Source organism: Streptomyces sp. NPDC058401, from assembly GCF_042722885.1.
Taxonomy (GTDB): Bacteria; Actinomycetota; Actinomycetes; order Streptomycetales; family Streptomycetaceae; genus Streptomyces.
The window spans coordinates 1-14,489 of the sequence record NZ_JBHXKA010000168.1 but is presented as its reverse complement, the minus strand read 5'-3'; the positions used below and the strand labels follow the sequence as shown (position 1 = coordinate 14,489).

The window sequence follows — 14,489 nt, the reverse complement described above, 5'->3', positions numbered from 1 at the left end:
CCCCGCGCCGGGCGCGCGCGCCCCCCCGCCCCGCGCCCGCCGGGCCGCCCCCGGCCCCCCCCCCCCCCCGCCGCGCCCGCCGCCAGGGCGCCGAGGAAGGCGTCGAGCACCGCCGGGTCGAGCTCCTCGCGGAGCAGCGCCTCGGCGAGCTCGCCGCGGAGCGTGTACGAGGCCTCCGTGCCCGGGGCGGCCAGTACGCCGGCCAGCGCGGCCCGTACCGGAGGCGGACCGGAGCCCAGCAGGTCCCGTACGAGCGGGCGGAGCACGGGGGCGGCGGCCAGGCCCTGTTCGAGCCGCCGGTCCACGAACGCGGCGGCGTGCGCGGCGTCCTGCGGATGCCGCGCCAGGTGGTCCCGTACGAGGTCGGCCGCGCGCCGCGCCAGGCCCGGCGTGGTCAGCGCGGCCAGCGCGCGCACCACCTCGCCGTCGGCCCGCTCCCGCAGCGCGGCGAACACCGCGTCCGGGTCGGGCAGCACGGGGAGCGCGGCGACCAGCGCGGCGGCGGGCAGCCGACGGCCGCGTCCGGGATCGCGGAAGCAGGCGAGGGCCTCGGGGAGGTAGCGGGCCCGTACCTGGGGATCGCGGAGCAGGATCCCGAGGGCGCTGCCGTGCAGGGAGACGTCGGCGGGGCGGGCCAGGAGGGCCTGCGCGGCGTAGCGCAGCAGCTCGCGGTCGGCGGGGGTCCGTACGTGCGGGGCGGTGAGCGGCCCGTACGCGGCGGCCGCGACCCGGCGGCCGGGCCGCTCGTCGTGGGCCCAGCGGTCCACGGCCCGGCTGAGGGCGGAGGGCTCGTCCTCGGCGAGTACGGCGAGCAGCTCGTCGGCGCGGGAGTGCGCGGCGGCGACGAGCACCTCGGCCAGGTCGTCGACGGCGAGGCTGCGGTGGGTGTGCAGCAAGGCCTGCGCCGCGGTGGCGACGGTGGCCCCGGGCCGCCCGAGCAGCCGCCGCTCGTCGCGGAACCAGCCGCACAGCAGCGGCTGTACGAGGCGCGGTGCCCGGACCAGCCGCCGGGCGGCGGCTTCGAGGAGGCGGTGGTCGTGGGGTACCAGGCGGCGCAGCAGCTCGAAGCGGTCCTCCTCGGCGATGCGCACCCGGGTCCAGAACCACGCCCCGAACTCCCCCTCCCCCTCCGGGCCCCGACCGGGCTCGGGCGGACCGCCGGAGCTGCCGGCCCATGCGGCTCCGCCCTGGGCGGGGACCCGCGGGCGCCCGGTGCCACCGGGTCCCGGCCACGCGGTGGTGGCCGCCGGGCCCGGGGTCCCCAGGGCTCCCGCGTACGCCGCGGAACCGGCCGGTGTCGGGTCCGCCTGCGGCGCGGGGGCGGGCGCAAAGGCGGGCGCCGGGGCCACCGGGGCCGGCCCCGGTTCGTGCGCCCCGGCCGGACGGGGCCCGGTCAGGTGGGTGGTGAGGGCGTACAGGACGGGCAGGTACGGCGTCGCGTCGGGGGCGTGCAGCAGGGTTTCGCCCAGGAGCCGGGCGGCCCACCAGCGCGCCTCGGGGCCGTGGGCCGCGTCGGCTCCGCCGAGCAGGGCAACGAGCCGCTCCAGTGCCGCCGCCCGCTCCCCGGGCGGGAGCAGCCGCAGGGCCTCCAGCACGGGTCCGATGCGGTGGCGGGGGACGTCCCGGCCGAGGGTGTCCAGGGCGGCGGGGAGATCCAGGTGCGCGGCCTGCAGCCAGTCGGCGAGCTCCTCGTGGGCGAAGCGGTAGCCCTCTCCGGCGGGCACCAGCAGCCCCTCGGCGAGCACCGCGGAGGCCCACCCCGACCGCCAGGGGAACAGTTCCTCGAAGGCGGCCCGGTCCAGCTGCCCCTGACCGGGTCCCAGACACCGCCGGGCGGCTTCGTGCACCCGCCCGGCCACCCGCGCGGCCAGCCGGCCCGCGCCGGGCCCGTACACCGCGGCCGTGTCCGGGCCGTACGCCGCACCGGTGTCTGCCCCTCCGGTGTCCGTCCCTCCCATGTCGGGGCCGCCCGTTTCCGGGGCCGCGCCCGGTCTGCGCGGCTGCGGCAGTGCGGCGGACACCCGGACGGCCACGCGCAGGCACAGCAGGTCGAGGTGTGCGGCGAACACCTCGTCACGGGACGGACGGCCGGCGGTGACCCCGGCCGCGCGGATCTCCGCGAGCAGCCGCAGGGTGAGCGGGTGCCGGGCGTCGGCGCCCGCGACGGCGCCGTCCGGGACGCCCAGCCGGGTCCCGGCGAGCGCCGCCTCCTCGGGGGTGAGGTCGCCGACCGGGACGGCGGGCGGCAGCCCGCGGGCCGGCCGGGCCGGGGTGCGGAGCATCCGCTGCGGGTAGAGCCTGCCGGCCGACTCCCAGTGCTCGGGGCGGGCGGCCACGGCCAGCCGGGCTCCGGTCGCCTCCAGCCAGGCGGCAGTGGCGGCGGTCCACGGCCCGGCCCGGCCCGCGAGCCGCGGCGGCATCTCCTCGGGCCCGTCCAGCACGACGAGCAGGGGCCGCCCGGCCGAGGCCACGAGCGCGGCGAGCTCCGATGCCGGGTCCGTCCCCCTGGCGGCGGCCGGCACCTCGGCGGGCGGCACCTCCGCGGCCGACGCCCCCGGGACCGGCACCGCGGCAGCCCGCACCCCGGCGGGCGGCACCTCCAGGATCCGTCCGGCCTCCGCCAGTGCCCGGGCCACCGCATCGGCCAGCGAGGTGTCCCCGGCCCGCAGGTCGGCTCCGCGCAGCCAGAGGGTCGGGGCCGGGCGCGGGCCGCGGGCGCGGCGGGCCGCCAGGGCGGCGAGGGCGGTGGTGCGGCCGGTGCCGGGGCGTCCGACCAGGGCGAGGACCGGGCGGTCCGGGCGGTCCCCGGCGGTGAAGGCGTCCAGTTCGGCCGCGATCGCCGGGCGGTCCACCGGCTCCGGTCCCCCGGTGGCGAGGACCGCGCCCAGGGTGGTGCCGGTGAGCTGCAGGGCTCCGGCGAGGTTGAGATCGGGGCCGTGGCCCGGCACGGTGGCGGCGTTGCGTTCGAGCAGCGCGGCGAGGGGTCCGCCCGGGTCGGCGGCGGCCGCGGCCGTGAGCGGCACGGCGAAGCCCCCGGAGCGGCGCTCCGCGTGCAGAGCGGTGCACAGGACCGCGAGCACCGCTCCGGTTTGGGCGTCCAGCACCGGGCCGCCGCAGGCCTCGCCGCCGAGCCGCAGCGCGTCGCGGCCGTCGGTCCCGATGGCCAGTTCCAGCGCGGCCGGGAGCAGCTGAGCCCCGTCCCCCGCCCCGAGGGCCGCCGCCGTGTACGCGGCCTCGGCCGGGCCGAGCACCCGCGCCTGGCGCCAGCCCCGCGCCGACAGCCGTACGTAGGTCCCGGGAGCGATCACCGCCCGCGGTGCGACCGGCAACGGCCGTACTCCGAGCCCGTCGCTCCGTACGAGCGCCAGCCCCAGCTCCGGCAGGACGGTCACGTCCGAGGCCCCCGCCACCCAGGTCCGCTCCCCCGGCGGCGCCCCGTGCAGGACCACCCGCGCCAGTCCGTCGACGGCCTCGTGGCTGGTGAGCACCGTCCCGCGGTCGTCCGCGACGAACCCGCTCCCCCGCGGCCGCCCGGCGAGATCGCAGATCCTGATCAGTTCCGCCGTCACCGCACCACTCCCCGTCGCGCGTGCCCCGTAGGCACGACCGTAGGCAGGTGAAGATCAGCGGGAAAAGGACGCGAGGCGAAAGCGCCCCCTTACGCTCCCTCCATTCACTCCGAGCGCCTGCTCGGACGGGTGAATAAGGGGGTCCGGATGGATAGAGACCTACCCGAGGGGGGTCGTGGAGCGGTGAGCAGCAGTCCATGTGCGCTCACCGCTCCACGTCAAACGAAAACCGGCCGGCCCGAAGGCCGGCCGGTGAACGCATCAGAAGAACGCACCAGGAGAACGGATCAAGGATCCGGTCAGGCGAAGACGGCGAGCGACTTCGCCTTTCCGCCCTTGTTCTCCACGAGTCCGAGCAGCTGCCCGTCCGGCCCGTAGACCGCGACCGCCTTGCCGGGCTCGTACTCGTCCGGCATGTCGATCCGCACCCCGTTCGCCAGCAGTGACGCCCGCCGGGCGTCGAGCTGCCAGCGCGGGAACGCGGCAGCCGCCGCGTCGCCGATCGGCATGACGGTCAGCTCCTCCTGGAGCTGGTCGAGCGTGCGCGCCCGGTCGATCTTGTACGGACCCACCCGCGTGCGCCGCAGCGCCGTGAGGTGCCCGCCGACGCCGAGGTCGGCGCCCAGGTCACGCGCGAGCGCGCGGATGTACGTACCGCTGGAGCAGACCACGGAGACCACGAGGTCGACGACCTTGGTGCCGTCCTCGGCCTCCGCCTCGCGCATGTCGTACACCTGGAAGGAGGACACGGTCACCGGGCGGGCCGGGATCTCGAACTCCTCGCCGTCACGTGCGCGCTTGTAGGAGCGCACGCCCTTGATCTTGATGGCGCTGACCTTGGACGGGACCTGCATGATCGCGCCGGACAGCTTGGCGATGCCCGCGTCCACGCCCTCCCGGGTGACCCCGGTGGCGTCGGTGGACGAGATGATCTCGCCCTCGGCGTCGTCCGTCAGGGTGTTCTGGCCCAGCCGGATGGTGCCGAGGTACTCCTTCTCCGTGAGCGCGAGGTGGCCGAGGAGCTTGGTGGCCTTCTCGACGCCCAGGACCAGCACGCCCGTCGCCATCGGGTCGAGCGTGCCGGCGTGGCCCACGCGGCGGGTCTTGGCGATCCCGCGCATCTTGGCGACCACGTCGTGCGAAGTGAAACCGGACGGCTTGTCGACGATGACCAGGCCGTCCGGCGTCTTCCCTGCGTTGGTGCTCATTACGCGGATGCGTCCCCGTCTTCGTCGGCGTCGGCCTCGTCGGCTTCGTCCTCATCCGGCTTCTTGTACGGGTCGGCTTCGCCGGCGTACTGGGCTCCGGAAGAAACCTCGCGCACCTGGGCGTCGGAGGTCCGCGCCTTCTCCAGGAGGTCCTCGATGCTCTTGGCGGTCTCCGGAAGGGCGTCCGCCACGAACGTCAGGGTCGGCGTGAACTTGGTCTGCGCCGCCCGGCCTACCGCGGAGCGCAGTACGCCCTTGGCGCTCTCCAGGCCCGCTGCCGCACTGACCCGCGCCTCGTCGTCGCCGTACACCGTGTAGAAGACCGTGGCCTCCCGCAGGTCGCCGGTGACCCTGGTGTCCGTGATGGTCACGTGCGTACCGAGGCGGGGGTCCTTGACGCCGCGCTGCAGCTTCTCGGCCACCACCTCCCGGATGAGGTCCGCCAGCTTCTTCGCCCGCGCATTGTCGGCCACTGGTCCGTCTCCTTCTTCGTCTTGCGGTCAGTCTTCATCACCGTGGAGCCGCCGTCGTACCGACAGCAGCTCCACTTCCGGACGTGCCGCGACCAGCCGCTCGCAGCGGTCCAGTACATCCGAGAGGAACCCCGTGTCCCCACTCACCAGAGCGACCCCTATACGGGCCCTGCGGTGCAGGTCCTGGTCGCCCACTTCGGCCGCGCTCACAGAGAACTTGCGCTGGAGCTCGGCCACGATGGGCCGGACGACGGAGCGTTTCTCCTTCAGCGAGTGAACGTCGCCGAGGAGCAGATCGAAGGACAGAGTCCCCACGTACATGCAGTTCCGGATGTCCCGCCGGTGCGGGTTCGGTGGCCTGCCGGCCGTCGCGCGGCAGGGTCATCAGAACCGTACACGCAACGGCCGGGGCCGATCGACGGATATTCCGCCGACCGGCCCCGGTGTTACAGCACCTACGACACGGTGCGAACCGCCTCGCGCTTACGCGCGGGGCTTCTCGCGCATCTCGTACGTCGCGATGACGTCGTCGATCTTGATGTCGTTGAAGTTACCGAGGTTGATACCACCCTCGAAGCCTTCGCGGATCTCGGTGACGTCGTCCTTGAAGCGGCGCAGACCGGAGATGTTGAGGCTCTCGGCGATGACCTTGCCATCGCGCAGGAGCCGCGCCTTGGTGTTGCGCTTGACCTCGCCGGACCGGATGAGGACACCGGCGATGTTGCCCAGCTTGGACGAGCGGAAGACCTCGCGGACCTCCGCCGTACCGAGCTCGACCTCTTCGTACTCCGGCTTGAGGAGACCCTTCAGGGCCGCCTCGATCTCCTCGATGGCCTGGTAGATCACCGAGTAGTAGCGGACGTCGACACCCTCGCGCTCCGCCATCTGCGCGGCACGGCCTGCCGCACGGACGTTGTAGCCGATGACGATGGCGTCGGAGCCCATCGCCAGGTTGATGTCGGACTCGGTGACCGCACCCACACCGCGGTGCAGGACGCGGATGTCGACCTCTTCGCCGACGTCGAGCTGGAGCAGCGAGGACTCGAGAGCCTCCACCGCACCGGACGCGTCGCCCTTGATGATGAGGTTGAGTTCCTGGACCAGACCGGCCTTGAGGACCGAGTCGAGGTCTTCCAGGGACACCCGGCGGACGCGCTTGGCGAAGTTGGCGTTGCGCTCACGCGCAGCACGCTTCTCGGCGATCTGACGGGCGGTGCGGTCCTCGTCGACGACGAGGAAGTTGTCGCCGGCGCCGGGGACGTTGGTGAGACCCAGGACCAGGACGGGGGTCGCGGGACCCGCTTCCTCGACGTTGTTGCCCTTGTCGTCGAGCATGGCGCGCACACGGCCGTAGGCGTCGCCCACGACCATCGTGTCGCCGACGCGGAGGGTACCGCGCTGGACGAGGACGGTGGCAACGGCACCGCGGCCGCGGTCGAGGTGGGACTCGATCGCAATACCCTGAGCGTCCTGCTCCGGGTTGGCGCGCAGGTCGAGCGAGGCGTCGGCGGTGAGGACGACGGCCTCGAGCAGGGAGTCGATGTGCAGACCCTGCTTGGCGGAGATGTCGACGAACATCGTGTCGCCGCCGTACTCCTCGGCGACCAGACCGAACTCGGTGAGCTGACCGCGCACCTTGACCGGGTCGGCACCCTCGACGTCGATCTTGTTGACCGCGACGACGATCGGGACGCCGGCGGCCTGGGCGTGGTTGAGCGCCTCGATCGTCTGCGGCATGACGCCGTCGTTGGCCGCGACCACGAGGATCGCGATGTCGGTCGACTTGGCACCACGGGCACGCATGGCGGTGAACGCCTCGTGACCCGGGGTGTCGATGAAGGTGATCTTGCGCTCTTCACCGTTGACCTCGGTACCGACCTGGTACGCACCGATGTGCTGCGTGATGCCACCGGCCTCGCCCGCAACGACGTTCGTCTTGCGGATGGCGTCGAGCAGTCGGGTCTTACCGTGGTCGACGTGACCCATGACGGTCACGACCGGCGGACGCGGCATGAGGAATTCCTCGCCGCCCTCGTCCTCGCCGAACTCGATGTCGAAGCCCTCGAGGAGCTCGCGGTCCTCTTCCTCCGGGCTGACGATCTGAACGACGTAGTTCATCTCGCCGGCCAGCATTTCGAGGGTCTCGTCGGAGACGGACTGCGTGGCAGTGACCATCTCGCCGAGGTTCATCATCACGGCGACGAGCGACGCCGGGTTGGCGTTGATCTTCTCCGCGAAGTCGGTGAGGGAGGCACCGCGCGACAGGCGAACGGTCTCGCCGTGACCACGCGGCAGCATGATGCCGCCGACCGACGGGGCCTGCATGGCCTCGTACTCCTGGCGACGCTGGCGCTTGGACTTGCGTCCACGACGCGCGGGACCACCGGGACGGCCGAAGGCGCCCTGCGTGCCACCACGGGCATTGGGACCACCGGGACGCCCGCCGAAGCCGGGACGACCGCCGCCGCCGGCACCGGCCGGACCGCCGCCGAAGCCGCCACCACCGGGACGGGGACCGCCGAAGCCGCCGCCGCCACCCGGACGCGAGCCCGGACCGGCCGGACGACCGGCGAAGCCGCCGCCCGCGGGACGACCCGCGCCACCGGCACCGCCGGGACGGGGACCACCGGCACCGGGACCACGGCCACCGGGGCCGCCACCGGGACGGGGACCGGGACCACCGGCAGCGGGACGCTGCGGCATCATGCCCGGGTTGGGACGGTTACCACCGGGAGCACCACCGGGACGCGGGGCGCCGCCCTGCGGGCGCGGCATGCCGCCCGGGGTCGGACGGCCCGCACCGGCGCCCTGGGGACGCGGAGCACCGCCGGGGCCGCCCTGCGGACGGGGAGCGCCACCCTGGCGGTCACCGGCGCCGGGGGCGCCGGGACGGGGAGCGCCGGCCGGACGGGGCGCCTGCGGGCGCGCCATGCCGGTGGAGCCACCAGAAGTGAACGGGTTGTTGCCCGGACGGGGACCGGCCGGACGGGCGCCCTGCGGACGCGGTGCCGAGGCACCGGGACCGGCGGGACGCTCGGTGCGCGCCGGAGCGGCACCGGCCGGACGCGGGGCGCCGGGACGGGCGCCGGACTGGCCACCGGCCGCCGGACGCTCGGTGCGCTCGGGGCGCTGCTGCGCCGGACGCGGACCGGGGGTCGCGCCGGGGCCGGCGGGACGGTCGGTGCGCGCCGGGGCCGCGGCGGCCGGAGCCGCCGGGGGCGCGGAGAACTCGGTCGCCACGGGAGCCGCCGGAGCGGGCTTCGGGGCGGCCGGAGCCTTGGGACCGGGACGCGGGCCGCCTGCGGCGGGGGCCGGGGTCACCGGGGCGGGCGCTGCGGCGGCCGGGGCCTCCGCGACGACCGGCTTGGGGGCCGGGGCGCCGGGCTTCGGCGCCGCGGGACGTGCAACAGCACCCGGGGTGGGAACCCCGGGCTTGGCGGGGGCGGCCTTGCGGGGCTCACCCGGCTTCGCAGCGGACTTGCCGGCGTTGCCGCCGGGGCCCTGCAAAGCGTCGGTCAACTTGCGTACGACCGGCGCCTCGATCGTCGAGGACGCCGAACGGACGAACTCACCGAGTTCCTGGAGCTTGGCCATGACGACCTTGCTCTCAACTCCGAACTCCTTGGCGAGTTCGTATACCCGGACCTTAGCCACTTCGCTCCTTTTAGGTCCGGGTTACGCCGGACCGTCTCTACTTCATGCTCGTACTCATCGCGTACTCATCGAGGGGTGCTCATCGCAATCTCGACCTACTTCCAACTCGCGAGGTACCTGACCGCACGGTGATCCGTGCCGTACTACGTGCTTGGTGTCGCCTCGGCCTCATCGGCCACGGCATGGTGCAATTCCGCCGTGTCGAACGGTCCTGCGGACTTGAAGGCCCGGGAGAACGCCCTACGGCGGACAGCCTGGTCGAGGCAGACCACGGCGGGGTGCACGTAGGCACCCCGGCCGGGCAGCGTACCGCGAGGATCGGAGACACATTTGTCACCGACCGCCACGATGCGCAGCAGATCGCTCTTGGCCGCTCGCTCCCGACACCCCACACAGGTGCGTTCGGGGCATGCGCGGGCTTGCGTCCGGCCAGACACGCTTAAGTCTACCTCCCCGCACCGACCTCACCCCTTCGGGTGATAAATCGAACGGATGTCGTTGTGATCACGAGTGCCGGGTCCCGCCGCCGAAACCTCGGCGGAGGACAGCCGTGCACGTCGAGCAGGGCTCTTCGTCGTCCCTGCCGTTCCTGTGTACCGCCCGGACAGCTCCGGGCGGTAGCGGTTTTATTCCCCGCGGCGGTCGTCGCGCCGGTCGTCCCGGCGCTCGTCGCCCCGGTCGTCCCGGCGGTCGTCGCCCCGGTCGCCCCGGTCGCCCCGGTCGTCCCGGCGCTCGGCGCGGTCGCCCCGGTCGCGGTCGTCGCCGTCCGAGGGCTGCTCGGTGTCGGGACGGATGTCGATGCGCCAGCCGGTGAGCCGGGCGGCGAGGCGGGCGTTCTGGCCCTCCTTGCCGATGGCCAGCGACAGCTGGTAGTCGGGCACGGTCACCCGGGCGGACCGGGTGTCCCAGTCCACGACCTCGACCTTGCTCACCCGGGCGGGTGACAGGGCGTTGGCGACCATCTCCGCCGGGTCGTCCGACCAGTCGACGATGTCGATCTTCTCGCCGTGCAGCTCGGCCATCACGTTGCGCACGCGGCTGCCCATCGGGCCGATGCAGGCGCCCTTCGGGTTGAGGCCGGAGCGGTTCGCGCGGACGGCGATCTTGGTGCGGTGACCGGCCTCACGGGCGATCGCGCAGATCTCGACGCTGCCGTCGGCGATCTCCGGGACCTCCAGCGAGAACAGCTTCTTCACCAGGTTCGGGTGGGTGCGCGACAGGGTCACGGACGGACCGCGGACACCCTTCGCCACCCGCACGACGTACGACTTCAGGCGCAGGCCGTGCGTGTACTCCTCGCCGGGGACCTGCTCCTGCACCGGCAGCATGGCCTCCATCTTGCCGATGTCGACCAGGACGTTCTTCGGGTCCTTGCCCTGCTGCACGACGCCGGTGATGACATCACCCTCGCGGCCCAGGAACTCGCCGAAGGTCAGGTCGTCCTCGGCGTCGCGCAGACGCTGGAGGATCACCTGCTTGGCGGTCGTCGCGGCGATGCGGCCGAAGTCCGACGGGGTGTCGTCGAACTCCTTGGCCTCCTGGCCCTCTTCCAGGTCCCTCGGGTCCTCGGTCGCCCACACGATCACGTGACCGTTGGTCCGGTCGAGCACGACGCGTGCGCGCCGGAAGCTTCCCTCGGTGCGGTGGTACGCGATGAGGAGGGCCGACTCGATCGCTTCGACGAGCAGGTCGAAGGAAATCTCCTTCTCCCGGACCAGACCCCGTAGGGCACTCATGTCGATGTCCACGACTACGCCTCCTCTTCCTTCTTGTCCTTGCGGTTGAACTCGATCTCGACACGCGCCTTGGCGATGTCGGTGAATGCGATGCGGCGGGCGGTCGCCTTGCGGCCCTTCACGCCCGGGACTTCCAGGTCCATGCCCTCGTCGTCGACGTCGAGGATGCGGGCGATCACTTCCCCGCCGTCCGACGTCTGGAACTTCACGAGCCGGCCGATCGCCCGGATGTAGTGACGGTGCTCGGTCAGCGGGCGGTCCGCGCCCGGCGAGCTGACTTCGAGGACGTACTCGTCCTCGCCCATCGCGTCGGTCTCGTCCAGCAGGTCGGAGACCTCGCGGCTCAGCTCGGCGCACGCGTCCAGCTCCACGCCGTCGTCGGAGTCCACGATGATGCGCAGCATCCGGCGCTTGCCCGCCTTGGACGTCTCGATCTCCTCGAGGTCCAGGCCCTTGGCGGCGACGAGCGGCTCCAGCAATGCGCGCAGCCTGTCGCTCTGGGTGGTGCTCATCCGGGTGACTCCTCGGCCGCGTGTGCTGTTGTGATTTCCGTCGTGCGTCAGGTCAAAGGGTATCCGGTCGCGGGGGGTGTTGCCGTCCGCCCTGTGGACGGGGCCCCGGGTACCGTGATCACACTCTGTCCACGATCAGCCCAGTCAGCCCCCGGAGGCCTCGCCGTGCCCTCGATCCTGCCGTCGCGAAGAGGCCTGCTCGCCGGTGCCGCGGGCATCGCCGGAGCCGCGCTGCTCAGCGGTTGCTCCGACGACGGGCCGCCCGCCGCGGAGCCCGAGGTTCCACTCGAACGGCGGATGCGTGAGACGGCCGTTCGTGAGAGCGGGCGACTGCTGGAACGTTACGACGCCACGAGCGCGGCCCATCCGGCCCTCGCGCAGCGGCTCGCGCCGCTGCGCGCCTCGGTCGCGGCGCACACGGCAGCCCTCGCCGACGGCGGGTCCCCGGCTCCCTCCCGGTCCGCCGCCGCTCCTTCGCCGTCCCCCTCCCCCGTGCCGTCCGGGGCCGCGGCCGCCGCCCCGCCCGCTCCCGGGGCCTCGCCGGTGCCCGCCGCGGCCGCCGAGGCGCTGACCGCCCTCGCGGATGCCGAGCGGAGCCTGGCCGAGGCGCGGACCATCTCGCTGGCCGGCGCCCCCGGGGAGCTGGCCCGGATGCTCGCCTCGGTGGCGGCGTGCGGCCACGTGCACGCGTACCTGCTGACCTCGACCCCGGGAGCCTCCTCGTGACCCCCACCCCCTCCCCCGCCGGCCAGGTCCTGGAGGCCGCGCAGGCCGCGCTCGCCGCCGAGCACGCGGCCGCGTACGGCTACGGCGTGATCGGGGCCCGGACCGCGGCCGCCCGCTCCGCCGAGGCCCGGGAGGCGCACGGCGGGCACCTCGCGCGCCGCGACGCGCTCGCCCGCACCGTGCGTGAGCTGGGCGGTTCCCCCCGCGCCGCGGAAGCCGCGTACGCCCTGCCGTTCGCCGTGCGCACGCCCGCCGACGCCGAGCGGCTGGCCGCCGGGATCGAGGACCGGGTGGCGGGCGCGTACTCCGATCTGGTGCGGGCCGCGGAGGGCCGGTTGCGCCGCGAGGCGGCTGACGCGCTGAGCGCCGCGGCCGTGCGGGCGGCACGCTGGCGTGGTGGCGGCGTAGCCTTCCCTGGGCTCACGGAACGCGCGGACACACCGCGGACCTAGCGCGCAACCTCGCGCGACGAGCCCGGGTACGGCTGAAAGGGACCACGCACGCATGGCTTTCGAACCGCCGCAGCGGCTCGTACGGGCGCTCGGCGAGCTGCCGGAATCGGCGCACGTCTCGGACTGGCTGGGGCAGCTCCCCGGGCTGGCGGAGGGTGCGCTGGCCCGGCGCGGAGTACAGGCCCAGCGGGTGCAGGCCCCCGGCGGCCGCAGCAGCCTGGTCGTCCTCGTCCGGTACGCCGACGGGACCCCGGCCGCGCTGAAGCTGGCCCCGCCCGGGCTCCGGCCCGACCGGGAGCTCGCCGCACTGGCGCACTGGGGCGGTTTCGGGGCCGTACGGGTCCTCGACACGCGCCATCACGAGGAGGACGGGGCGCTGCTGCTGGAGCGGCTGCACCCCGAGGTCTCGCTGCGTTCGCTGCCGGAGGCGAAGGCGCTGCTGGAGGCCTGCGGCACGCTGCGCAGGCTGTGGGTGGCCCCGGAGCCGGGGCACGGCTGGGAGACGGTCGCCGAGCGGACCTCCGAGCAGGCCGAGGTGCTCCGCAAGGCTCCCCCGGAGACGGCGGAGCTGGCCTCGGCGGCGCTGGCGGCCCGTGAGGAACTGACGGCGGCGCCGGCCGAGAAACTGCTGCTGCACGGGAACTTCCGGCAGGGCAAGGTCCTCGCGGGCGAGCGCGCTCCGTGGCTGGCGGTGGGCCCCGACCCGATGGTCGGCGAGCGGGCGTACGACCTGGCGCGGCTGGTACGGGACCGGCTGGAGGACCAGATGGCCTCCTCGGCGGGGGCTTCGGGTGCCCGCCGACGGGTGAACAAGCTGGCCGACGCGCTGGAAGTGGACCGGGACCGGCTGCGCGGCTGGACGCTGTTCCGGGCCGTCGAATCGGGCAACCGGGCGCTGGCCGCCGGGCGGCGGCGGGACGCGGAGCTGCTGCTGGAGTTCGCGGGCTGGTTGTAGGGCATAACCCTCTTGGGGGACACCCTTGGGGGGACATGCCCGGCAGTGCCCGGCAGGAGGCCGCCATGCTCCAGGAACTGCTGACAGCCGGCGCCGTCGCGGGCGTCGGGATCGTGGCCTACCTGGGCGCCGCCGCCCGGGTGGTGAAGCAGTACGAGCGGGGCGTGGTCTTCCGCCTCGGCCGGCTGCGGGACGGCGTCCGGGGCCCCGGCTTCACCTTCGTGGTCCCCGCCGTGGACCGGCTGCGCAAGGTCAACATGCAGATCGTGACGATGCCCGTGCCCGCGCAGGAGGGGATCACGCGGGACAACGTCACGGTGCGGGTGGACGCGGTCGTGTACTTCAAGGTGGTGGACGCGGCCAACGCGATCATCCAGGTCGAGGACTACCGGTTCGCGGTCTCCCAGATGGCGCAGACCTCGCTGCGGTCGATCATCGGCAAGTCCGACCTGGACGACCTGCTGTCCAACCGGGAGCAGCTCAACCAGGGCCTGGAGCTGATGATCGACAGTCCGGCGGTGGGCTGGGGCGTCCAGATCGACCGGGTGGAGATCAAGGACGTCTCGCTCCCGGAGACGATGAAGCGGTCGATGGCCCGGCAGGCGGAGGCCGACCGGGAGCGGCGGGCGCGGATCATCAACGCGGATGCGGAGCTCCAGGCGTCGAAGAAGCTGGCGGAGGCGGCCGAGGTCATGTCGGAGCAGCCCGCGGCGCTTCAGCTGCGCCTGCTCCAGACCGTCGTGGCCGTCGCCGCGGAGAAGAACTCGACGCTGGTCCTCCCGTTCCCGGTGGAACTCCTCCGCTTCCTGGAACGCGCAGCCCCCGCCCCTGCGGCGCCGCCTCCGCCTCCGCCGCCCCCGGGTATCGCGGCCCACGCCCCTGCGGTGGCCTCTCCGGGTAGCGCGGCCTCGGCGCCTGCGGACGCCGCTGCGGGGCTCGGTCCCGAGGCCCTGCCCGAGCCCTGCCTGGACGGGTCCCCGCTGTCCTCTCCGGAGCCGGAGTCGGAGCCGGAGCCGGACGCGCCGCGCGGGTAGGCGCTGCGCGGAGCCGTCCCCTACCCACCCTTCCACCGTTCCCTGGGGCTCCGCCCCAGACCCCGCGCCTCAAACGCCGGCGAGGCTGGATGTATCCAGCCCGTCCGGCGTTTGAGGACCGGGTCCGGGCAGCGCCGGGGGAAGGGCCGGTAGGGGACAGCCGCCCGCAG

The 14,489-nt window shown here is 74.0% G+C and carries 12 protein-coding genes; 4 read left to right on the top strand and 8 right to left on the bottom strand.

Going from position 1 to position 14,489, the window contains the following annotated elements:
- The 8 genes from ACFWNV_RS35755 to rimP all read right to left on the bottom strand — a co-directional run.
- On the bottom strand, window positions 1-3,569 hold a 3,569-nt coding region (locus ACFWNV_RS35755; protein WP_383955189.1), incomplete at its 3' end, for a serine protease.
- Between the two features lie 299 nt (window positions 3,570-3,868).
- Complete coding sequence (gene truB / locus ACFWNV_RS35750) at window positions 3,869-4,777, bottom strand: tRNA pseudouridine(55) synthase TruB (RefSeq protein ID WP_383955186.1); 909 nt, start codon at window positions 4,775-4,777, stop codon at window positions 3,869-3,871.
- Window positions 4,777-5,250 (bottom strand): 30S ribosome-binding factor RbfA, encoded by a 474-nt coding sequence (rbfA, locus tag ACFWNV_RS35745; RefSeq protein WP_383955183.1) that lies wholly within the window; start codon window positions 5,248-5,250, stop codon window positions 4,777-4,779. Before rbfA ends, truB begins: the two co-directional genes overlap by 1 nt.
- 27 nt (window positions 5,251-5,277) lie before the next feature.
- Window positions 5,278-5,571, bottom strand: coding sequence for a DUF503 domain-containing protein (locus ACFWNV_RS35740; RefSeq protein ID WP_030161467.1), 294 nt, complete (start codon window positions 5,569-5,571; stop codon window positions 5,278-5,280).
- 162 nt (window positions 5,572-5,733) lie between these two features.
- Window positions 5,734-8,904, bottom strand: a complete 3,171-nt coding sequence (gene infB, locus ACFWNV_RS35735) for a translation initiation factor IF-2 (protein WP_383955179.1) — start codon at window positions 8,902-8,904, stop codon at window positions 5,734-5,736.
- Between the two features lie 143 nt (window positions 8,905-9,047).
- On the bottom strand, window positions 9,048-9,341 hold the full coding sequence (locus tag ACFWNV_RS35730) for a YlxR family protein (protein WP_383955177.1): 294 nt from the start codon (window positions 9,339-9,341) through the stop codon (window positions 9,048-9,050).
- Window positions 9,342-9,530: 189 nt separating this feature from the next.
- Complete coding sequence (gene nusA / locus ACFWNV_RS35725; protein WP_383955174.1) at window positions 9,531-10,652, bottom strand: transcription termination factor NusA; 1,122 nt, start codon at window positions 10,650-10,652, stop codon at window positions 9,531-9,533.
- 2 nt (window positions 10,653-10,654) lie between these two features.
- Window positions 10,655-11,152, bottom strand: coding sequence for a ribosome maturation factor RimP (rimP, locus tag ACFWNV_RS35720; protein WP_383955171.1), 498 nt, complete (start codon window positions 11,150-11,152; stop codon window positions 10,655-10,657).
- A 165-nt stretch (window positions 11,153-11,317) separates the two neighbouring features.
- On the opposite strand from rimP, the gene ACFWNV_RS35715 reads away from it, so the two are divergent.
- From ACFWNV_RS35715 to ACFWNV_RS35700, 4 genes are all read left to right on the top strand, one after another.
- Complete coding sequence (locus ACFWNV_RS35715) at window positions 11,318-11,878, top strand: hypothetical protein (RefSeq protein WP_383955168.1); 561 nt, start codon at window positions 11,318-11,320, stop codon at window positions 11,876-11,878.
- Window positions 11,875-12,330, top strand: a complete 456-nt coding sequence (locus tag ACFWNV_RS35710) for a DUF4439 domain-containing protein (protein ID WP_383955165.1) — start codon at window positions 11,875-11,877, stop codon at window positions 12,328-12,330. The genes ACFWNV_RS35715 and ACFWNV_RS35710 overlap by 4 nt, the downstream gene beginning before the upstream one ends.
- 52 nt (window positions 12,331-12,382) lie before the next feature.
- The gene (locus ACFWNV_RS35705; protein ID WP_383955162.1) at window positions 12,383-13,285 is read left to right on the top strand and encodes an aminoglycoside phosphotransferase family protein; all 903 of its coding nucleotides are present in this window, start codon (window positions 12,383-12,385) and stop codon (window positions 13,283-13,285) included.
- A gap of 65 nt (window positions 13,286-13,350) precedes the next feature.
- Window positions 13,351-14,319 (top strand): slipin family protein, encoded by a 969-nt coding sequence (locus tag ACFWNV_RS35700; protein WP_383955192.1) that lies wholly within the window; start codon window positions 13,351-13,353, stop codon window positions 14,317-14,319.
- Window positions 14,320-14,489: the final 170 nt, after the last annotated feature.